Annotated in this window: 15 protein-coding genes; 11 read left to right on the top strand and 4 right to left on the bottom strand. The window is 71.9% G+C overall.

The features are described 5' to 3' along the window. The first annotated feature begins 21 nt into the window (after nucleotides 1–21). The 4 genes from AVL59_RS35660 (at nucleotide 22) to recN (ending at nucleotide 5321) form a co-directional block, all read left to right on the top strand. A complete protein-coding gene (locus tag AVL59_RS35660) occupies nucleotides 22–837 on the top strand; it encodes a TlyA family RNA methyltransferase (RefSeq protein ID WP_067312978.1) in 816 nt (271 codons plus the stop codon). After that, nucleotides 834–1739, top strand: coding sequence for an NAD kinase (locus AVL59_RS35655; protein ID WP_067312977.1), 906 nt, complete (start codon nucleotides 834–836; stop codon nucleotides 1737–1739). Before AVL59_RS35660 ends, AVL59_RS35655 begins: the two co-directional genes overlap by 4 nt. Nucleotides 1740–1907: 168 nt before the next feature. Further along, on the top strand, nucleotides 1908–3479 hold the full coding sequence (locus tag AVL59_RS35650; RefSeq protein WP_067312975.1) for a S53 family peptidase: 1572 nt from the start codon (nucleotides 1908–1910) through the stop codon (nucleotides 3477–3479). Nucleotides 3480–3602: 123 nt separating this feature from the next. Next, the gene (gene recN / locus AVL59_RS35645; RefSeq protein ID WP_067312974.1) at nucleotides 3603–5321 is read left to right on the top strand and encodes a DNA repair protein RecN; all 1719 of its coding nucleotides are present in this window, start codon (nucleotides 3603–3605) and stop codon (nucleotides 5319–5321) included. 48 nt (nucleotides 5322–5369) lie between these two features. Here recN and AVL59_RS55235 read toward each other — a convergent pair whose 3' ends face one another. Beyond that, entirely contained in the window at nucleotides 5370–6284 is a 915-nt protein-coding gene (locus AVL59_RS55235) for an HNH endonuclease signature motif containing protein (protein WP_237281771.1), read from the bottom strand. A gap of 578 nt (nucleotides 6285–6862) precedes the next feature. Between AVL59_RS55235 and AVL59_RS35635 the strand changes: the two genes are divergently transcribed. Beyond that, on the top strand, nucleotides 6863–8035 hold the full coding sequence (locus tag AVL59_RS35635; RefSeq protein WP_067312971.1) for a glycosyltransferase family 4 protein: 1173 nt from the start codon (nucleotides 6863–6865) through the stop codon (nucleotides 8033–8035). Here the strand turns inward: AVL59_RS35635 and AVL59_RS35630 are convergent. The 3 genes from AVL59_RS35630 to AVL59_RS35620 form a co-directional block, all read right to left on the bottom strand. After that, complete coding sequence (locus AVL59_RS35630; RefSeq protein ID WP_067312968.1) at nucleotides 8032–9675, bottom strand: PucR family transcriptional regulator; 1644 nt, start codon at nucleotides 9673–9675, stop codon at nucleotides 8032–8034. The two genes, AVL59_RS35635 and AVL59_RS35630, sit on opposite strands and share 4 nt — an antisense overlap. A 50-nt stretch (nucleotides 9676–9725) precedes the next feature. After that, complete coding sequence (locus AVL59_RS35625; protein WP_067312965.1) at nucleotides 9726–11057, bottom strand: FAD-binding oxidoreductase; 1332 nt, start codon at nucleotides 11055–11057, stop codon at nucleotides 9726–9728. Between the two features lie 142 nt (nucleotides 11058–11199). Continuing rightward, nucleotides 11200–13002 carry a glycoside hydrolase family 15 protein gene (locus AVL59_RS35620; protein ID WP_067312963.1) on the bottom strand — a complete coding sequence of 601 codons (1803 nt, stop codon included), beginning with the start codon at nucleotides 13000–13002 and terminating at the stop codon, nucleotides 11200–11202. 562 nt (nucleotides 13003–13564) lie between these two features. On the opposite strand from AVL59_RS35620, the gene AVL59_RS35615 reads away from it, so the two are divergent. The 6 genes from AVL59_RS35615 (at nucleotide 13565) to AVL59_RS35590 (ending at nucleotide 21554) form a co-directional block, all read left to right on the top strand. Next, nucleotides 13565–15214: a CTP synthase gene (locus AVL59_RS35615; RefSeq protein ID WP_067312961.1), complete on the top strand. Its 1650-nt coding sequence runs from the start codon at nucleotides 13565–13567 to the stop codon at nucleotides 15212–15214. Nucleotides 15215–15297: 83 nt separating this feature from the next. Beyond that, nucleotides 15298–15924: an NUDIX domain-containing protein gene (locus AVL59_RS35610; protein ID WP_067312960.1), complete on the top strand. Its 627-nt coding sequence runs from the start codon at nucleotides 15298–15300 to the stop codon at nucleotides 15922–15924. A 186-nt stretch (nucleotides 15925–16110) separates the two neighbouring features. Then, nucleotides 16111–18186, top strand: a complete 2076-nt coding sequence (locus AVL59_RS35605; RefSeq protein ID WP_067318129.1) for a tetratricopeptide repeat protein — start codon at nucleotides 16111–16113, stop codon at nucleotides 18184–18186. A gap of 139 nt (nucleotides 18187–18325) precedes the next feature. Beyond that, nucleotides 18326–19450, top strand: a complete 1125-nt coding sequence (ald, locus tag AVL59_RS35600) for an alanine dehydrogenase (protein WP_067312958.1) — start codon at nucleotides 18326–18328, stop codon at nucleotides 19448–19450. A 413-nt stretch (nucleotides 19451–19863) separates the two neighbouring features. Continuing rightward, a complete protein-coding gene (locus AVL59_RS35595) occupies nucleotides 19864–20997 on the top strand; it encodes a ParA family protein (RefSeq protein WP_079147162.1) in 1134 nt (377 codons plus the stop codon). Next, on the top strand, nucleotides 20982–21554 hold the full coding sequence (locus tag AVL59_RS35590; protein ID WP_067312956.1) for a hypothetical protein: 573 nt from the start codon (nucleotides 20982–20984) through the stop codon (nucleotides 21552–21554). The genes AVL59_RS35595 and AVL59_RS35590 overlap by 16 nt, the downstream gene beginning before the upstream one ends. Nucleotides 21555–21558 lie beyond the last annotated feature (4 nt).

Below are 21558 nucleotides of genomic sequence, written 5' to 3'. Positions count from 1 at the left end.
AAAGCAGGAGCTGAACCGAACGTGGCAGGAGTCGCACGCCGCCGTCTGGACGCGGAGTTGGTCCGCCGGAAGCTGGCGCGCTCGCGCGAGCACGCCAGCCAGCTGATCGTCGCCGGGCGGGTCACCGTCGGCAAGACCGTGGCGACCAAGCCGGCCACACAGGTGGAGACCGCCGCGGCGATCGTGGTCCAGGCCGACGAGGGCGACCCGGACTACGTCTCCCGGGGCGGCCACAAGCTCGCCGGCGCCTTTGAGGTGTTCGTACCCCGGGGGCTCGTGGTCGAGGGCCGGCGCGCGCTGGACGCCGGCGCGTCCACCGGCGGCTTCACCGACGTCCTGCTGCGCGCGGGCGCCGCACACGTCGTCGCCGTGGACGTCGGATACGGCCAACTCGCCTGGTCGCTCCAGAACGATGAACGCGTCACCGTCAAGGACCGTACGAACGTGCGGGAGTTGACGCTCGAGGCGATCGATGGGGATCCTGTGGATCTTGTCGTGGGTGATCTGTCCTTCATTCCGCTCGGGCTGGTGCTGCCCGCCCTGAAGCGGTGCGTGAAGCCGGACGCCGACCTGGTGATGATGGTCAAGCCGCAGTTCGAAGTGGGGAAGGAACGGCTGGGCAGCGGGGGTGTCGTACGGAGTCCGCAGCTGCGGGCGGACGCCGTGCGGGGGGTGGCCGAGAAGGCCTGGGAGCTGGGGCTCGGGGTGCGTGGAGTCACCGCGAGTCCGCTGCCCGGTCCCTCGGGCAATGTCGAGTACTTTCTCTGGCTGCGGTCCGGGGCCCCCGAACTGGACCCGGCCGAAGTCGACCGTGCAGTGGCGGAGGGGCCGCGTTGACACAGAACCGAGCGCGTACTGTTTTCCTGCTCGCCCACACCGGGCGGCCTGCGGCGATCCGCAGCGCCGAACTGGTGGTCAAAGGGCTGCTGCGATCCGGCATCGGGGTGCGGGTGCTGGAGGAGGAGGCGCGCGACCTGCCGTTGCCCGACGAGGTGGAACTCGTCAAGGAGGCGACACCGCAGTGCCTGGACGGCTGCGAACTGCTGATCGTGCTCGGCGGCGACGGCACCCTGCTGCGCGGCGCGGAGTTCGCCCGGGCCTCCGGGGTGCCGATGCTCGGCGTCAACCTCGGGCGCGTCGGATTCCTCGCGGAGGCCGAACGGGACGACCTCGACCGGGTGGTCGACCGGGTGGTGGCACGGTCGTACGAGGTCGAGGAGCGGATGACCGTCGATGTCGTCGTGCACCGCAACGGGGACATCGTGCACACGGACTGGGCGCTGAACGAGGCGGCCGTGCAGAAGGCCGGTGCCGAGAAGCTGCTGGAAGTCGTGCTGGAGATCGACGGGCGTCCGGTGACGGGGTTCGGGTGCGACGGGATCGTCCTGTCCACGCCCACCGGGTCCACCGCGTACGCGTTCTCGGCCGGGGGACCGGTGGTGTGGCCCGAGGTGGAGGCGCTGCTGATGGTGCCGATCAGCGCGCACGCGCTGTTCGCGAAGCCGTTGGTCACGTCGCCGGATTCGGTGCTCGCGGTGGAGGTGCTGCCGCACATTCCGCCGGGGGTCCTGTGGTGCGACGGACGGCGGACGGTCGAGTTGCCGCCGGGGGCGCGGGTGGAGGTGCGGCGGGGCGCCGTGCCGGTGCGGCTGGCTCGGCTGCACCATGCGTCGTTCACGGACCGGCTGGTCGCCAAGTTCGCGCTGCCCGTGTCCGGGTGGCGGGGGGCGCCGCACTGAGGCGTCGCTCACGTCCGCTCCGCCCCGGCCGGGCATGCCCTGTCCGGGTGGCCCGGCCCACATCTGGCATATGTTTCCGGCATGTCCGGATATGTATGGGTGAGTAGTGCGGTCCGGGCGCGAGCCGGCGAGCCCGGTCAGAGGCGGGCCGGCACCTAGGAGACGACGATGAACGAGCAGCATGTGGCCTTGGCCGGCAGCACGCGGCCGGCCAAGGCCGACGCGACCCGGGTACGGGCCGCGGACCCACAGGACCAGGTGACCGTCACCCTCACCCTGCGCGGGGACGTGGCCGCCGCCGGCGAGATCCCCGGTGAGCGGCGCGAGGACGCCCAGAAGACGAAGGCCGTTCTCGAACGGTACGGCCTCTCGGTGGACCAGGTCCGGCTCGAACCGGGCAGCATCGTGGCGAGTGGACCCGTGTCCGCCATGAACGCCGCCTTCAAGGCGGACCTCGGCATCTACCACAGCCTCGAGCAGGGCGACTTCCGGGGCCGCGAGGGCCAGCTGCAGATCCCGGCCGAGCTGGCGGGAGTCGTGACCGGCGTCTTCGGCCTCGACCAGCGCCGGGTGGCCCGCCGCGCCGCCGTCGCCCCGGGCTCGGGCTTCAACGGGTCCTTCACGCCCGAGGATCTGGAGAAGCTGTACAACTTCCCGGCGGGTGACGGGGAAGGGCAGAAGCTCGTCGTCTTCGAGTTCCTCGGAGGCATCTTCCACGACGACATCCAGGCATTCTGCGCCGCGCACAACAGGCCGGTGCCGCAGATCGACGTGGTGGCCCTGGGTATCGAACCGCCGCGGTCGCTCCAGGAACTGAGGCAGCTGCCGCCCCAGGACCAGCAGGACTACTTCGACGCGACCAGCGAAGTGATGATGGACGTGGAGATCATCGCCGCCCTCTGCCCGGCGGCGCAGATCTCGGTCTACTTCGCCCCGTTCGACCAGCGGGGCTGGATCGACGTCCTCGACCAGACCATCGCGGACAACCCGGTCGTCGTCTCGAACAGCTGGGGCCTGGCGGACGAGTCGCCCGAATGGTCGCAGACCGCGCTCGACGAGATCGACAAGCGTCTCAAGGGCGTCTCGAAGAAGGGCATCACGGTCTGCAGCGCGTCCGGGGACGACGGCGCGGGGGACCAGATCCCGGACGGCCGGGCGCACGTCGACTTCCCGAGCGCCAGCCCGTACGTGCTCGGTGTCGGCGGCACGATGATCGACCCCCACGGCCAGGAAGTCGCCTGGTGGCAGGCGCCCGGACGGCGGACCAGGAAGGGCGGCGGCTCCAGCGGAGGAGGCGTCTCCACCCGGTTCGTACGCCCGGACTACCAGCAGCACATCAACGTCGACTCCCTGAACCCGGGCAGCGTCAAGGGACGGGTCGTGCCGGACGTCGCCGCGCTCGCCGGCCCGCCGTTCTACGACCTGATCCTGCTGGGCCGGCCCTCGCCCAACGGCGGCACCAGCGCCTCGGCGCCCCTGTGGGCCGCCCTGATCGCGCGCGTCGACGCCCTGCTCCCGGCGGAGAAGCGGCAGCGCTTCCTCACGCCGCGGCTCTACGAGAGGGGCACCAACGGCACGATGCTCGGCCAGACCGTCTGCCGCGACATCGCCGTCGGCCACGACAACGGCTCGCACCCGCCGGCCGTGGGCTACCCCGTCAAACCCGGCTACGACGCCGTCACCGGACACGGCGTACCCGACGGCGTCGCGCTGCTGAAGGCGCTGACGGTGCTGCCGTAGCACTCGCCCGGGTGACAATGCGAGGCCGATACACATTCGTCACCTGCACCTTCACACAACCGTGCCGGGGCCCGTCGCACTCCTGCCCTCCGACCTCGTAAGGTCTTGTCCGTGTTGGAGGAGATGCGGATACGGTCGCTCGGAGTCATCGACGATGCCGTCGTCGAGCTGTCGCCGGGGTTCACCGCCGTCACCGGTGAGACGGGTGCGGGCAAGACCATGGTGGTCACGAGCCTGGGGCTGCTGCTCGGCGGGCGGGCGGACCCGGCGCTCGTGCGGATCGGGGCCGAGAAGGCGGTCGTGGAGGGGCGGGTCGCCGTCCCCGGGGACGCCGCCGCCCTGGTACGGGCCGAGGAGGCCGGGGCCGAGCTGGACGACGGGGCCCTGCTGATCAGCCGTACCGTTTCCGCCGAGGGCCGCTCGCGGGCGCACCTGGGCGGGCGCAGCGTGCCCGTGGGACTGCTCGCCGAGCTGGCCGACGATCTGGTGGCCGTGCACGGGCAGACCGACCAGCAGGGGCTGCTGAAGCTGTCCCGGCAGCGGCAGGCCCTCGACCGGTACGCCGGGGACGCGGTCGTCGTACCGCTCGCCAAGTACACCGAGGCCTACCGTCGGCTGCGGGCCGCCTCCGCCGAGCTGGAGGAGATCGTCACGCGCGCGCGTGAGCGCGCCCAGGAAGCCGACATGCTGCGCTACGGGCTCGACGAGGTCGCCGCCGTGGAGCCGCGGGCCGGTGAGGACGTGGAGCTGGCCGAGGAGGCCGAGCGGCTGGGGCACGCCGAGGCGCTGTCGTCCGCCGCCACCGCCGCGCACGCGGCTCTCGCGGGCAATCCCGAGGACCCCGAGGGGATCGACGCCTCGACCCTCGTCGCGGGTGCGCACCGGGCCCTGGAGGCCGTCAGGTCCCACGACCCGGCGCTCGCCTCCCTCGCCGACCGCATCGGCGAGATCGGGATCCTGCTCGGTGACGTGGCCGGCGAGCTGGCCGGGTACGCCGACGACCTGGACGCCGATCCGCTGCGGCTGGCCGCCGTGGAGGAGCGCAGGGCAGCGCTCACCGGCCTGACGCGCAAGTACGGCGACGACATCAACACCGTCCTCGCCTGGGCCGAGCAGAGCGCCGCACGCCTGACCGAGCTGGACGGCGACGACGAGCGGATCGAGGAGCTGACCGCCGAGCGGGACGCGCTGCGCACCGAACTGGGCGGGCTCGCCCAGGCGCTGACGGACGCGCGGACGGAGGCCGCCGAGCGGTTCGCCGCCGCCGTGACCGCGGAGCTGGCCTCGCTGGCGATGCCGCACGCGCGTGTGTCCTTCGACATCCGGCAGACCGAGGACCCGGAGGGCGTCGAGGTCGGCGGGCGCGCCGTCGCGTACGGGCCCTCGGGCGTGGACGAGGTCGAGCTGCTGCTCGCCCCGCACCCGGGCGCCCCGCCGCGGCCCATCGCCAAGGGCGCCTCCGGTGGTGAGCTGTCCCGCGTGATGCTGGCCGTGGAGGTCGTGTTCGCGGGCACCGACCCCGTGCCGACGTACCTCTTCGACGAGGTCGACGCCGGTGTCGGCGGCAAGGCCGCGGTCGAGATCGGGCGGCGCCTGGCCAAACTCGCCAAGACCGCACAGGTCGTGGTCGTCACCCACCTGCCGCAGGTCGCCGCCTTCGCCGACCGGCAGCTGCTGGTCGAGAAGACCAACGACGGCTCGGTCACCCGCTCCGGCGTGAAGGTGCTGGAGGGCGAGGAGCGGGTCCGCGAACTGTCCCGGATGCTGGCCGGCCAGGAGGACTCGGAGACGGCGCGCGCCCACGCGGAGGAACTGCTGGCGACGGCCAGGGCCGACCTCTGACGAACGCCGGACGGGCACGCGGTCGCGCCGCCTGCCCGTCCGGGAGCCTCACTCCGTTCCGTTCAGCCGCCGGCGGGCCATGTGATACGCCCACGCGTGGGTCGACACCTTCTTCTCCACCGCGAAGTGACGTCCTGTGGCCTGTTCCAGCACCTTGTGGAACTCGTCCATCAGGGCGGCCCAGTCCGTCACGGTGAAGTCGCCGTCGGTCCAGCCGTAGAGCGCCTTCAGCTCGTGCTTCACAGCGGAGAAGAAGGTCAGAGGTTCCCGCTCGCCGACGCCGATGGCGACGCCGAGGTCCTGGAGCCGGCCCTTGAGCTCGTCAGGGGCGTCGAGCCATTTGTCCGGACTGTCTCTGAGTTCGGCGTAGTCCACCCACGCCCAGAAACTCTCGGCGTCGGCGACGTCCGGAGCCTCGGCGTGATGGGCCGGGCAGAGCAGGGCGAAATTGCGTACGTCCATGGATCCGCCGAGCTGGATCGGCACGACATGGGCCCGCTCCACCGGCTTGCGCCAGCACACCAGGCAGGCCGGGTCCTCCAGGCCCAGATAGTTCGCGATGGCCTTCACCGTGGGCGGGGACTTGCGGTCGGCCGGGTGCCGTTCCCTGGGCTTCACCGGGAGCGCCGAGGCGTTGTAGCCGTAGTCGCTGCCGTCGTCCGGGTAGTGGATCCGCAGCACATCGGGAAGGTCGTTGCGCTGCCGCTTCGGATTGCGGGCGTGACAGAGCGGGGTGTGGATCTCCGTGAGGTAGTCGCCGAGGAAGCCCAGGGTGAACTCCTGCATCAACTCGAAGGCGTCGTGGTCGTATCCGCCGGCCTCGTTGCGGTGTCCCTGGACGTCCAGGTACAGGTACCGGCGGGCTCCGGGCGACCTGCGCTGGGCGTCCTGCACGCACTCGAAGATGCGCCGGGCGCTGCGCTCGAAGTTCTCGTACACCTTCATGTCGTGATAGATCGCCACTCCTTTGGCCGCTCTCGGCTTCCGTGCCTGCTGCCTCGACCTCTTCGCCATGTGCCCCCCAATTGAGCGACGTCGCTTTCGGTATGCGCATCGTGACAGGGGGCACTGACAGCCGTGTGTGCTCCGAGGGCCGGGCGACGTCCATGGGGTGATGTGATGAACGCTTGTGCGAGGAAGGAAGCTGCCCTTGTCGATGACCGGTGATCCGCGGGCGCGCGCTACGGTGGTGGCGGCTGTCGCGATGCGCGGAGGGCCGGGTGGATGGCCCGGTGAGGGTGCTGTGAGCCTCTGACCTCGCGGTTCGGGCGTGGAGACCGTGCCGTTGAGGCGGGGTCTTTCTCACCCGTGTGGGTGACGTGCTCCGGCGCACTGCTCCGGCCCGCCGCGCTGTGCGCCTCCCCGGATTTCCCGGAACGGCCGTGTGTCCTGGCATGCTTGGCAGAGAACGCGAGGCGGACGGCGGGTCGAGCGCAGTCCGCGCGGGAGGCGCGCGGTACATCCTTCCGCCCCTCTCCGCCCACTGCTTTCTGTACGTTTCTTTGTGACCGCCCCGCGCCGAATCAGGAGCCCCGGCCCCCGTGAGCCCCTTGAGCAGCAACGCACCGCACGGCCAGTCGCCGCTGCGCACCGTGCAGGTGCTGGGCGGGGGCAACGCCGGCAGCAGCGCGCACGTGCGCTCCCTGGCCGAGGGGCTAGTCGCCCGGGGCGTGCGGGTCACCGTGTGCGCCCCCGTGGAGGCCGACCGCGCCTACGACTTCACCGGGGTCGGCGCCGAGCACGTGCACGTCCCGCGCAGCAGCGACCCGGCCTCCGTCGCCGCACTCCGGGCGGCCTGCGCGGACGCCGATCTGGTCCACGCCCACGGGCTGCACGCCTCCTTCCGTGCCGTGCTCGCGCTCAGCGGGCGCCGCACCCCGCTGGTGGTCACCTGGCACGACCGGGCGCGGGCCGAGGGCGCGCGGGCACATCTGTTGCGGCTGCTGGAGCGGCGCGTGGCGCGCACGGCCGCGGTGGTCCTCGGCACCACCTCCGACCTGGTCGACCGGGCGCGCGGCACGGGGGCACGGGACGCCCGGCTCGCGGCCGTGACCCTGCCCGGCAGGCGCCGTCCGCTGCCCGTTCCCGGTTCCGTTCCAGCGGGCGGATCCCCGTCCCACGACGACCCGGACCCGCGTCCGCCCAAGCTCCGTGCCGAACTCGGCGCCACCGGCCGTCCGTTGCTCATGGCCGTCGGATCCCTCGACCGGCAGCGCGGCTACGACGTCCTGCTGGACGCGGCCCGGGCCTGGCGGGACCTCGACCCCGTACCGCTGGTCGCCGTCGCCGGGGAGGGGCCGCTGCGGCCGGAGCTCCAGCGGCGGATCGAGGACGAGGAGCTGCCGGTGCGGCTCATCGGGCGGCGCGAGGACGTGCCCGAACTGCTCGCGGCCGCCGATCTGGCGCTGCTGACCAGCAGTTGGGAGTCGCGTTCCGTCCTCGCCCAGGAAGCCCTGTACGCGCGCGTACCGCTCGTCGCGACTGCCGTCGGCGGCATCCCGGACCTGGTGGGCGACGGGGCCGAACTCGTCCCGTACGGCGACGCGGAGACCCTCGCGGACACCGTCGTACGGCTGCTCGCGGATCCGGAGCGGCGCGAGCTGCTGCGCGAGCGGGGCCTGCGGCAGGCCGCGACCTGGCCGACCGAGGACGAGACCGTCGCCCAAGTCCTCAGCGTCTACGACGAGTTGACCCAGCCGAGGCCCATGGTCTAGGGCGCGTGCCGGCGGGCCCGCAGGGCGAGGCTCAACGCGAGTACCGTCTGCGGGTCGTCGAGGTCGGTGCCGAGCAACTCCCCGATGCGGGCCAGCCGGTTGTACAGGGTCTGCCGGTTCAGGTGCAGTTCGCGGGCGGTCTCCGCCTTGCGGCCCGCGTGCGCCAGATAGGTCTCCAAAGTGGGCAGCAGCGGCGGCTTGGAGCGGTGGTCGTGGTCGCGCAGCGGGCCGATCGCGCGGTCCACGAAGGCCGCCAGGTCCGGGTGGTCGCGCAGCCGCCACAGCAGCAGGTCGATGTCCAGGCGGCGGGCGTCGTACCAGGGGCGGTCGGTCAGGCCCTGGGCCGCCGTCGCCGTCTCCGCCGCGTGCCTGAGCCCGGCCGACGCGGCCGCCCAGCCGCCGGCCACCCCCACCACCACGACCGGCGGCGGGGCGCCCGGCCGCCGCATCCCGGCCCGCTCGACGCCCGCCCGCAGCGCCGCCGACACCCGGTCCGCGACCGCCGAGCGCTCCGACTCCGAGCGCAGCCCGAGCAGCACCGGGACCCGGCCCTCGACCGGCCTGACGCCCAGCAGCACCGGCACCCCCACCGAGGCCAGCTCCTCGGCGACCGCGCGCGCCAGCACCGCCCAGCTGCCGCCGGGGGACAGCGAGTCCCCGACACGCATCACCACGGGCAGCAGCGGGCTGTCGCCGGGCTTGAAACCGAGTACCCGGGCCTGGGCCGGCGCGTCCTCCGCCGCGATCCGGCCCTCGGCCAGGTCGGTGAGGAAGTCGCCGCGCCCGCGCGCCGCCAGCTCCTCCTCCTGCCTGGCCTGCATCAGCACCACGGCCAGGATGCCCGCGGCCCGCTCGGCGGCGATCCGGTGCACCGGAGCCAGCGGCGCACACACCGGCAGCTGCACCAGCCGGGCCCGTACCGCCCCCGCCCCCGGGCCGCCGCCGGGCACGTCCACGAGCACCGAACCGGCCGGTGGCGGGGCGTCCTTGTGCGGACCGCGCAGCCCCTCCCACACCTGCAGCGGATCCGCGCCCTCGGGGCCGGAGCCGGCGGCGTACAGCAGCCGGCCGTCCGCCGTCTCCAGGAACACCGGATTCGCGCCGAAGTCGGCCAGGATGCCCAGCACCTGGGGCACCCCGCCACCGCCGAGCAGCGCCTCGGTACACCGCCGGTGCACCTCCTCGGCCCGCTGGAGCAGCGCGTAGTGCCCGTTGACGATCTCGGTGTGGATCTCCTCGGTGACCGTCACGAACGGCACCTCGCGGTGCAGTTGGACCAGCGGCAGTCCCGCGCTGCGGGCCGTGTCCACCAGGGCGGCGGGCAGCCGGGTGAAGCGCGGGCCCAGCTCCACCACCAGGGCCGCGATGCCGCGTTCGGCGAGCGTGCGCACGAACGCCCGCTGCTCGGCCGGGCGGGTGCCGAGGCCGTAGCCGGTGGTGAGCAGCAGCTCGCCGCCCTTGAGCAGCGAGGCGATGTTCGGCACCTCGCCCGCGTGCACCCAGCGCACCGTGCGCCCCAGCCGGTCGGCGCCCGCCACGATCTCCGGGAGTCCGCTGCGCAGCCCCGGCAGCTCCAGTGCCCGCTGAACGGTGATCCCCGCGCTCTGGGTGGCGAATCTGCTCTCCGTACCGCTGTCCATGCAGCGGACGCTACCTGCGCGAACGCCCGGACGACAGCCTGCGCTACGGGCTACACGGGCCGGATGTTGTGGTTGAAGCGGAACACGTTGTCGGGGTCGTAGGCCCGCTTCACCTTCTCCAGCCGCAGCAGGTTCCCGGCGCCCAGACCCGCGCGGACGCGCTCGGGGCCTTCGTCGCCGACGAGACCGAGACAGACGGCGCCCGTGCTCCAGGGCCGGACGTCGGCACAGGCGTCCCGCACCCAGGCGACGGCCCGCTCGTCGTCGGCCGGGTCCGGCCAGCAGGCGAAGGGATGCACCACCCAGGCCGCGTCCCGGTACGGCACCGGATACCCGGCGGGCCCGGCGGCGACCGCACCGCCGAGCGGGAAGAGCAGATGCCGCGACCAGGCCGGCACCGGTCGGGCCTCGGTGCGGGCGCAGAAGACGTCCACCAGCTCGTCCGGCAGACCGGTCAGGCACTCCGCCGACCAGTGGGCACGCATGCCGGACGGCGAATCCAGCAGACGGTACGCCTCGGCACCCCACACCTCGGCCTCGTGCGGCAGCGCCAGCAGCGGCGCGGCCAGCCTGCGCAGATCCGCCTCGTCCCCGGCGTAGGTGAGCAGGACGGCGTACATCGGCAGGCCCGCGGTCACCTGGGTGACGGCGCCGCTCACCCGGTCGGGGCCGGTGCGGACGACCTCGCGGAAGGCCCGGATCACGGCGGGGCCGGACCGGGGCCGGCACAGCAGCAGCGCCGGGCAGACACGCGGCAGCAGGCGCAGCCTCAGGGTGAGGGCCGTGGCGACGCCGAAGTTGCCGCCGCCGCCGTGCAGTGCCCAGAACAGCTCGGCGTGCTTCTGGGCCCCGGCCCGTACCCGCTCGGAACCGGCGGTCACGAGTTCCACGCCCAGCAGGTTGTCGACGGCGAGGCCGATGCTCCGGTCGAGGAGGCCGATGCCCCCGCCCAGTACGAAGCCGCCCACACCGATGGCAGGACTGCGCGTCCCGCCCGCGGTGCGGCCCCAGCGCCGCGTGGCCCGGCCCACATCGCCGACCGTGGCACCGCCCTCGGCGCGTACGGTCGCGGCCACCGGGTCGACGGTCACCCGCCGCATCCGGCGCAGGTCCACCACGAGTGCCCCGTCGACCAGGGCACCGGCCAGACCGTGGCCGCCGCCGCGCACCGCGATCCGCAGGTCCAGTTCCCTCCCGAAGCGCACGGCCCGCATCACATCGGCCTCGTCCGCGCACCGCGCGATGACGGCAGGCCGCCGGTCGGGCAGCTTGGTGAAGGCGGTGCGGGCCTGGTCGTAGCCCGGATCCCCGGGGGTGAACGCCTGGCCGGACAGGTCCTCGCGCAGTGCCGCGAGAGCCGTGCCCGCCTTGGAACGGACCATGGCGGTCCCCTTCCGGAAGGGACACCCCCGTGCGCCTCCAGCCTAGGCCCGAGCCGCGGGTTCCTCTCCGCGCCCGCCCTTGGCCGTGCCGGTCCGCCGCTGGTCGTGGAACTCACGTGAGCGGAGCCACTCCGCACGCGCCTCAGCCGCCGTACGCCCCCGAAGCCGTCAGCCGCAGTGCGGTGTCGATCAGCGGGACGTGGCTGAAGGCCTGCGGGAAGTTGCCGACCTGGCGCTGCAGGCGCGGGTCCCACTCCTCGGCGAGCAGGCCGAGGTCGTTGCGCAGCCCGAGGAGCTTCTCGAACAGCTTGCGGGCCTCGTCCACCCGGCCGATCATCGCCAGGTCGTCCGCCATCCAGAACGAGCAGGCCAGGAAGGCGCCCTCGTCGCCCGGCAGGCCGTCGACGCCCTCGTCCTCGCCCTCCGTCGGGTAGCGCAGGATGAACCCGTCCGTGGTGGACAGCTCGCGCTGGATCGCCTCGATGGTGCCGATCACCCGCTTGTCGTCCGGCGGCAGGAAGCCCATCTGCGGAATCAGCAGCAGCGAGGCGTCCAGCTCCCTGGAGCCGTAGGACTGGGTGAACGTGTTGCGCTCCTGGTCGTAGCCCTTCTCGCAGACGTCCCGGTGAATGTCGTCGCGCAGCTCCTTCCAGCGCTCCAGCGGGCCGTCCGCGTCCCCGGACTCGATCAGCTTGATGGTGCGGTCCACCGCGACCCAGGCCATCACCTTCGAGTGCACGAAGTGCCGGCGCGGGCCGCGCACCTCCCAGATGCCCTCGTCCGGCTCCTGCCAGTGGTCCTCCAGGTAGCGGATCAGCTTCAGCTGGAGCAGGGAGGCGTAGTCGTTGCGGGCCAGGCCCGTCATGTGCGCCAGGTGCAGAGCCTCGGTGACCTCGCCGTACACATCCAGCTGGAGCTGGTGCGCGGCGCCGTTGCCGACCCGGACCGGGGCGGAGGCCTCGTAGCCCGGCAGCCAGTCCAGCTCGGCCTCGCCCAGCTCGCGCTCACCGGCGATGCCGTACATGATCTGCAGGTTCTCCGGGTCGCCGGCGACCGCGCGCAGCAGCCACTCGCGCCAGGCGCGGGCCTCCTCGCGGTAGCCGGTGCGCAGCAGCGAGGACAGGGTGATCGCCGCGTCCCGCAGCCAGGTGTAGCGGTAGTCCCAGTTGCGCACGCCCCCGATGTCCTCGGGCAGGGAGGTGGTGGGAGCGGCGACGATGCCGCCGGTCGGCGCGTACGTCAGCGCCTTCAGGGTGATCAGCGAGCGGATCACCGCTTCGCGGTACGGACCGTGGTACGTACAGTGCTCCACCCAGTCGCGCCAGAACTCCTCCGTCGCCTCCAGCGACTGCTCCGGCTCCGGCAGCGGCGGCGGCTCCTTGTGCGAGGGCTGCCACGAGATCGTGAACGCGATCCGGTCGCCGGGGGCGACCGTGAAGTCGGCGTAGGTCGTCAGTGACTTGCCGTAGGTCTCGGCCTCCGTGTCGAACCACACGGAATCCGGCCCCGCCACCGCCACCGTCCGGCCCTCGTGCTTGTGCACCCAGGGCACCACCCGGCCGTAGGAGAACCGCATCCGCAGGGCCGAGCGCATCGGCACCCGGCCGGTGACGCCCTCCACGATCCGGATGAGCTGCGGGGCGCCGTCACGCGGGGGCATGAAATCGGTCACCCGCACGGTGCCGCGCGGGGTGTCCCACTCCGACTCCAGGATCAGCGAGTCGCCCCGGTAGGTCCGCCGGGCGGCCCTGGGCGGCTGCGAATCGGCGGCGTGCGCCGGGCCGAGCCGCCAGAAGCCGTGCTCCTCGGTGCCCAGCAGGCCGGCGAAGATGGCATGCGAGTCGAAGCGGGGCAGACACAGCCAGTCCACTGTGCCGTCCCGGCAGACCAGCGCAGCGGTCTGCATGTCTCCGATGAGTGCGTAATCTTCGATGCGCCCGGCCACGTGCAACTCCAGTCGAACGGCCACGTCACCCCCGCACAGGGGGCTGTCGCTAGTGCGGTCAAGGGGTCGTTGTTGTGCGTCGTTGAGCGGTGAAGCAAAGCAGCCCGCCGAGCCCTGAGGCAACACGACAGTCTTTGCTCAACGAACTGCCGCGCTCTCGTTGTTCCGGGTGATGCAGGCGGGGGTGTGCCGTCGTTTCCGGCCGGGCTCGGCAGCGAGTGTCCGAGCAGGATACGACGCACGTAGATGATCTGCGTGCCGCTCCGGGCAACCCGTGTGGGCCGAACGGGTGAGCAACGGATGAAGCCCTTGTGTCGGCTGCGCGTCTGTGTCGACGCATGTGACGGGTGCGGCGAGGGTTGCGTGTCGGCACGAGCGCGGAGCGTGGCCGGGAGCCATCACCCCGAGGCGCTGTTACGCTGGTAGCCCGTGGACCGGTGGGCGACAAACCCCCGAACCGCAGCGACGGCTCCTCCCTGAGAAAAGCGTGAAAGCGCGGAAATCTCCGGGCAGGGGGCCGCAACGCATCACAGACAGCGACCACGGGAGCCCCCTCTTGGCCATGACGCCCAAATCCACGACGACCAAGCACATCTTCGTCACCGGGGGTGTCGCCTCCTCGCTCGGCAAGGGCCTCACCGCCTCCAGCCTGGGCATGCTGCTCAAGGCCCGCGGTCTGCGCGTCGTGATGCAGAAGCTCGACCCGTACCTGAACGTCGACCCGGGCACGATGAACCCCTTCCAGCACGGTGAGGTGTTCGTCACCAACGACGGCGCCGAGACCGACCTGGACATCGGCCACTACGAGCGCTTCCTCGACCGCGACCTGGACGGCTCCGCCAACGTCACCACCGGTCAGGTCTACTCGACGGTGATCGCCAAGGAGCGGCGCGGCGAGTACCTGGGCGACACGGTCCAGGTCATCCCGCACATCACCAACGAGATCAAGCACCGCATCCGGCGCATGGCCACCGACGAGGTGGACGTCGTCATCACCGAGGTCGGCGGCACCGTCGGCGACATCGAGTCGCTGCCGTTCCTGGAGACCGTCCGCCAGGTCCGCCACGAGGTCGGCCGGGACAACGTCTTCGTCGTGCACATCTCGCTGCTGCCCTACATCGGCCCCTCCGGCGAGCTGAAGACCAAGCCGACCCAGCACTCCGTCGCCGCGCTGCGCAACATCGGTATCCAGCCCGACGCGATCGTGCTGCGCTGCGACCGCGAGGTGCCGACCGCGATCAAGCGCAAGATCTCGCTGATGTGCGACGTGGACGAGGCCGCCGTCGTGGCCTGCCCCGACGCCCGCTCGATCTACGACATCCCGAAGGTCGTGCACACCGAGGGCCTGGACGCCTATGTCGTCCGCAAGCTCGACCTGCCCTTCCGGGACGTGGACTGGACGACCTGGGACGACCTGCTCGACCGCGTCCACAACCCCGACCACGAGATCACCCTCGCCCTGGTCGGCAAGTACATCGACCTGCCCGACGCGTACCTGTCGGTCACCGAGGCGCTGCGCGCGGGCGGCTTCGCCAACAAGGCCCGCGTCAAGATCAAGTGGGTCACCTCGGACGACTGCAAGACCCCGGCGGGCGCCAAGGCGCAGCTCGGCGACGTCGACGGCATCTGCATCCCGGGCGGCTTCGGCGACCGCGGTGTGCTCGGCAAGGTCGGTGCCATCCGCTTCGCCCGCGAGAACAAGATCCCGCTGCTCGGCCTCTGCCTGGGCCTGCAGTGCATCGTGATCGAGGCCGCCCGGAACCTGGCCGACATCCCGGACGCCAACTCCACCGAGTTCGACCCGGCCACCGGCCACCCGGTCATCTCCACCATGGCCGAGCAGATGGACATCGTCGCCGGCGAGGGCGACATGGGCGGCACCATGCGGCTCGGCATGTACCCGGCCAAGCTGGCCGAGGGCTCCATCGTGCGCGAGGTCTACGACGGCAAGGAGTACATCGAGGAGCGGCACCGCCACCGCTACGAGGTCAACAACGCCTACCGCGCCGAGCTGGAGAAGAAGGCGGGCATCCTGTTCTCCGGGACGTCGCCCGACGGCAAGCTCGTGGAGTACGTCGAGTACCCCCGTGACGTGCACCCTTACCTGGTCGCCACGCAGGCGCACCCCGAGCTGCGCTCGCGGCCGACGCGTCCGCACCCGCTCTTCGCGGGCCTGGTGAAGGCCGCCGTCGAGCGGAAGATCTCGAAGTAACACATGAGTTGTACGGTGGCTGGGGCGCGCGCGTTCAGAACGATCGCACCCCAGCCGCTTGTGCATGTGTGGAGGAGCAGGGCATGACGATCAAGGACACCCCCGAGGAGTGGGAGATCCGCTCGACGGAGACGCCCTTCACGGGCAACAAGACCTCCGTCCGCACGGACGAGGTGGTCATGCCCGACGGCTCGGTGGTCCGCCGCGACTACCAGGTGCACCCGGGCTCGGTCGCCGTCCTCGCCCTGGACGAGGAGGACCGGGTCCTGCTCATCAACCAGTACCGCCACCCGGTGCGGCACAAGCTGTGGGAGATCCCGGCCGGCCTGCTCGACGTGCCGGGCGAGAACCCGCTGCACGCCGCCCAGCGCGAGCTGTACGAGGAGGCGCACGTCAAGGCCGAGGACTGGCGGGTGCTGACCGACGTGTACACCACCCCCGGCGGCTGCGACGAGGCCGTGCGGATCTTCCTCGCCCGCGATCTGGCCGAGGCGGAGGGGGAGCGCTTCGAGGCGGAGCACGAGGAGACCGACATGGAGTACGCGCGCGTGCCGGTCGACGAGCTGGTGCGCCGGGTGCTCGCCGGTGACGTGCACAACAACTGCCTCGTCGTGGGCGTCCTCTCCCTGGTCGCCGCGCGCGGCGCGGACGGGCTGGACGCCCTGCGCCCGGCCGACGCGCCGTGGCCCGCGCGTCCGTTCGCGTCCTGAACTCACCCTTTCGCGCGATGGTGTGACGATCGCCTGATCCGATCGGGGGACGTGCCCGCCCTGCTCTTCACGGAACGTCGCAGAGCGTGAACTAGGCTCTTCGTGAGTGAGCCGAAGAGCAGGTGCAACCCCCGTACCGGAAGGACCCGGCGGATTTGCGCATGCGGTGGGACGGGAGTGTGGCCCGTGACGGAACAGGCGGTGGACACAGGCACCTCGCGGCTGCCGGCATCTGCGGCCGTGCGGGACCATTTCCTGGGCCGTACACGGGAGTTGAAAGAGCTGCGTGCCGACATCGAGCGCGCGGGCCTGGACACCCTCTCCGGCCGGAAAGTCCCCCGCGCGCGCGTGCTCCTCATCGCGGGCCGCCCCGGCTCCGGCCGGACCGCCCTCGCCGAGGAACTCGTGCGCCGGGTCGCCGAGCGTTACCCCGACGGAGTGCTGCGGGCCCGGCTCAGCGAGCCCGACGGCACCCCGGTGCCGATCGAACGCGCCGCCCGCGAGCTGCTCGCCGCGCTGGAGGTACGGGCCCCCGCCGGAGCCGGCGAGGACGACCTGACCGAGGCGCTGCGCGCGGCCCTCGCCGAGCGGCGCGCGCTGCTCCTGCTGGACGACGCGGCAGGGGCCGAGCAGGTCGACGCGCTGCTGCCGGACGCCCCCGACTGCCTGGTGGTCGCCGTCTCGGACGGCCCGCTCACCGGCATCGCCGACGTCCGCCCCTGCACCCTGGGGGGCCTGGACACCAAGTCGGCGGTGGAATTCCTGGCCCGCTACGCGGGCTCCGTCCGCATCACGGTCGACCCGCGCTCCGCCGAGAGCCTGGCCGAGGCCTGCCAGGGCCACCCGGCCGCGCTCACCCTGGCCGGCGGCTGGCTCAGCTCCCGGCCCCAGGCGGCCGTGTCCGACCTCGCCAAGCGGATGCACACGGACCCCGAAGCGGGCGCCGAGAGCGTCGACGGCAGCCCCCTCGCCCGTGTCTTCCGGCTCGTCTACGACCAGCTGCCCGGCCCCGCCGCCCGGATACTGCGACTGCTCTGTCTCGCCCCGGCCGGCCTGATCGACCCGCACACCGCCTCGGCCCTGGCCGGCTGCTCGGTGGAAGCCGCCCGCGCCTCTCTCGACGACTTGGTCACCCTCGGCCTGCTGCGCACCGTGGACTCCCCGCTGCCCGAGTACGACGTCCCCGGCTGTCTGCACCCGCTGCTGCGCTCCCGGGCCGAGAGCCAGGAGCGCCCGGCCGAGCTGCAGCTGGCCCGCGCCCGCATGCTGGAGCGGACCGTACGGCTGCTGCAGTCGTGCCGGGCGATCACCGAGACGGACAGCCCGCAGGCCCGGGAGAAGCTGCAGGAGACGCCCCCGGCGCTCCGCTTCCCCACCCCGCGCGCGGCCGCCGAGTGGCTGCGCGTGCGCAGGCCCGCGCTGCTGGCCGCCGTCCGTCTGGCCGTGGCCGACGGGGAGTTGGACACCCTCGCCCGCCGGCTGATGTCCCAGCTGGTCAGGGCCATGGCGGCGCACTTCGGCACCCAGGCGGCCGCCTCTGACCTGTACGGCGTGCACAGCCTCGTCCTGGACGTCGCCGAGCGGCGCGGGCTGCACCGGGAGAAGGCCGCGGCCCTGCTGAACCTGGGCGATCTGGACGCGCAGACCGGCCGTACCCAGGCCGCGCTGGCCCGCTACCGGGCCGCCCTGGACGCCGCACGCGCGGCGAACGACCCGTACGCGACCCGCCGCGCGATGGAATCCGTAGGCGGCGCCCACCAGGAGCTGGGGGACTACGACCGGGCCGCCGACTGGTTCGGCCGGGCCCTCGGTGAGCGGCTGGCGCGGGGCGAGCGCGCGGAGGCCGCCCGGCTGTACGGCCGGATCGCCACCGCGCACACCTACGCGGGCCGCTACGGCGAGGCGCTCAGGAACTGGCGGGCGGCCGCCGCCGGGTACCGCAAGAACGATGATGTCGCCGCCCACGCGCGGGCGTTGAGCGAGGTGGCCCGGGTCCAGGAGTACGCGGGACGGCCCGAGGAATCGCTGCGCACCTGCCAGGAGGCGGTGGAGTGGGCACGGCGCGCCGACGACGTCCGGCTGCAGGCCGCGCTGCGGCTCCGGCTCGCCGACACCCTGGACCGGCTCGGCGACCCCACGGCCGCCCACCTGCACCGCGCGATGGCCGAGCGCATGCTGCGCGAGGAGGAGCCCGAAGACGGGTCCACCTCGGAAGATGACGCTGACGCCTGCGAAATCCGTAGTGCATCCAGCCAAGATTGATGCAATGAAAGGCTAGACACTCGGAACACCTTCATTAAACTGGCTCTGCCGCTCGTTCTCCTGCGGTGTCTCCCGGTATGCCCCCGCATGCCTGGGTATGTCTTGTAATGCACCCCCCATACCCTCTGAGCCAAGGACCGTGATCGACGTGAAGGTCGGCATCCCCCGCGAGGTCAAGAACAACGAGTTCCGGGTGGCCATCACCCCCGCCGGTGTGCACGAGCTGGTGCGCAACGGCCACCAGGTCGTCATCGAGCGGGGTGCCGGCCTCGGCTCCTCGATCACGGACAGCGAGTACGTGTCCGCCGGCGCCGAGATCCTGGAGACCGCGGACGAGGTCTGGGCCGCCGCCGACCTGCTGCTGAAGGTCAAGGAGCCCATCGCCGAGGAGTACCACCGCCTCCGCAAGGACCAGATCCTCTTCACCTACCTGCACCTGGCCGCCTCCAAGGAGTGCACGGACGCGCTCATCGAGTCCGGCACCACGGCCATCGCCTACGAGACCGTCGAGCTGCCGAACCGCGCGCTGCCGCTGCTCGCCCCGATGTCCGAGGTCGCGGGCCGCCTGGCCCCGCAGGTCGGCGCCTACCACCTGATGGCCCCGGCCGGCGGCCGCGGTGTGCTGCCGGGCGGCGTCCCGGGCGTGACCCCGGCCAAGGCCGTCGTCATCGGCGGCGGTGTCTCCGGCTGGAACGCCACCCAGATCGCCATCGGCATGGGCTTCGAGGTCACCCTGCTGGACCGCGACATCAACAAGCTGCGCGAGGCCGACAAGATCTTCGGTACGAAGGTCAAGGCGATCATGTCCAACACCTTCGAGCTGGAGAAGGCCGTCCTCGACGCCGACCTCGTCATCGGTGCCGTCCTGATCCCGGGCGCCAAGGCTCCCAAGCTGGTCACCAACGAGCTGGTGTCCCGCATGAAGCCCGGAAGTGTTCTTGTCGACATCGCGATCGACCAGGGCGGCTGCTTCGAGGACTCGCGTGCCACCACGCACGCCGAGCCGACCTTCCGGGTCCACGACTCGGTCTTCTACTGCGTCGCCAACATGCCGGGCGCGGTGCCGAACACCTCCACCAACGCCCTCACCAACGCCACGCTGCCGTACATCGTCTCGCTGGCCAACAATGGCTGGGTCGAGGCGCTGCGCCGCGACGCCGCGCTCGCCAAGGGTCTCAACACCCATGACGGCAAGGTCGTTTACAAGGAGGTCGCCGAGGCCCACGGTCTGGAGCACGTGGAGCTGGAGTCCCTGCTCGGCTGACCGTCCGACCCGGTGAGTCGCTAAGTCACCGACAGGTAAAAGGCGATACGTCAACTCAGGTCGTCAACCGTGCGCACCCGGCCGGACCTTGCCCGACAAGGTCCGGCCGGATGTGTGTATGGTCACTTGGCGACTCTTGGTCAACTCGCCTCGAACGTAACCCTTCGACCGATTCGCACACCGGTGAAACCTGCTGTGCGACGGCCGTACGCCCTTGACAGCGGGATGTTTCATTGCCGACACATCCTGCCGGGTCCGGCGGATTGTGTTGCTGCGGACCGCCGACACGCCATAGAGTCGCCAACCGTCGGCATGGTGCCACGCTGACCTTGTCTAGAAGTTCCCTGGTCACCAAGGAGGTAAGACGACTTGTGAATGAGTCGACATTTTCTCCCGGGGGTGGTCAACCAGGAATGCCTGTACGGGGCCATGGCCCCGCGGGATTCGAGGCTGTCGGCTCCGTAGCAGTGCGCACCTTCGCAGCCCACCAGAGTCCGGGGCCACAGACCGCCCGGACAGCACACCAGAGCATGGATGGCCATCACGTGAACGCCATGGCCGGCGACGGAAGTGGCGCGCCCCACAACCACTTCGCCGACTACGACGAACTGCCCGAGGGGCACTTCTACGACCCCGACGCCGAGTACGAGCCCGACCCGGAGTACGCGGCCACGCTCGCGCCCGACGCGGCCCGCCAGCGCCGTGAGCGCATCGGTCCGACCGGACGCCCGCTGCCGTACTTCCCGATTCCGGGCCCGCTGACCGACCACGGCCCCGCGAAGATCATCGCGATGTGCAACCAGAAGGGCGGCGTCGGCAAGACGACGTCGACCATCAACCTGGGTGCCGCGCTCGCGGAGTACGGCCGGCGCGTGCTGCTCGTGGACTTCGACCCGCAGGGCGCGCTGTCGGTGGGTCTCGGCGTCAATCCGATGGAGCTCGACCTCACCGTCTACAACCTGCTCATGGAGCGGGGCATGTCCGCGGACGAGGTCCTGCTGAAGACGGCGGTCCCCAACATGGACCTGCTGCCCTCCAACATCGACCTGTCGGCCGCCGAGGTCCAGCTGGTCTCCGAGGTCGCGCGCGAGTCGACCCTGCAGCGGGCGCTCAAGCCGCTGCTGCCCGACTACGACTACATCGTGATCGACTGCCAGCCCTCGCTCGGCCTGCTCACCGTCAACGCGCTGACGGCCGCGCACAAGGTGATCGTGCCGCTGGAGTGCGAGTTCTTCGCGCTGCGCGGTGTGGCCCTGCTGACCGAGACCATCGAGAAGGTCCAGGAGCGGCTCAACCCCGAGCTGGAACTGGACGGCATCCTCGCCACGATGTACGACTCGCGCACGGTCCACAGCCGCGAGGTCCTGGCCCGTGTGGTCGAGGCGTTCGACGACCACGTCTACCACACGGTCATCGGCCGCACGGTCCGCTTCCCGGAGACCACGGTCGCCGGTGAGCCGATCACCACGTACGCCTCCAACTCCGTCGGTGCCGCCGCCTATCGCCAGCTCGCCAGGGAGGTGCTCGCCCGGTGTCACGCCGAGTGAGTCTGCCCGGGGCCGACGAACTGTTCCGCACGACAGGGGGGATGGCGCTCCAGCCGTCCTCGCCCCGGCGCGCGGCCAACGGCGAGGCCCGGGTGCCGGCTCCCGCGGGAGAGAGCGATCCGGTGGCCGCCACCGCAGGGGCGGAGGACGCACCGCAGTCGGTGCCCGCGCAGGGCGGGGACGGCGAGGGCGCGGAGCATGTGGCGGCGGTCGAGCCGGAGCCGGCCGAAGCCGGCGAGTCCCGCACCCGCCCGGCACGCCGACAGACGGCGCAGGAAGGTTCTGCCGCCCCCGCCGCGGCCGCTCAGCCGCGCAAGCGCGGGCGCGCGGCGTCCCGGCGGCCCAGCGGGCGCGAGCGGCACGACGAGAAGATCACGGTGTACGTGTCCGCCGAGGAACTCATGGACCTCGAGCACGCGCGACTGGTCCTCAGAGGCGAGCACGGGCTCGCCGTCGACCGCGGCCGGATCGTCCGGGAGGCGGTCGCCGTGGTCCTGGCCGACCTGGAGTCCCGAGGGGACGCGAGCATCCTGGTACGGCGGCTGCGCGGGCGGTAGCGGT

The organism is Streptomyces griseochromogenes (assembly GCF_001542625.1).
GTDB lineage: Bacteria > Actinomycetota > Actinomycetes > Streptomycetales > Streptomycetaceae > Streptomyces > Streptomyces griseochromogenes.
The sequence above is the reverse complement of the archived record's forward strand: the minus strand, read 5'-3'. Positions and strand labels throughout refer to the sequence as shown.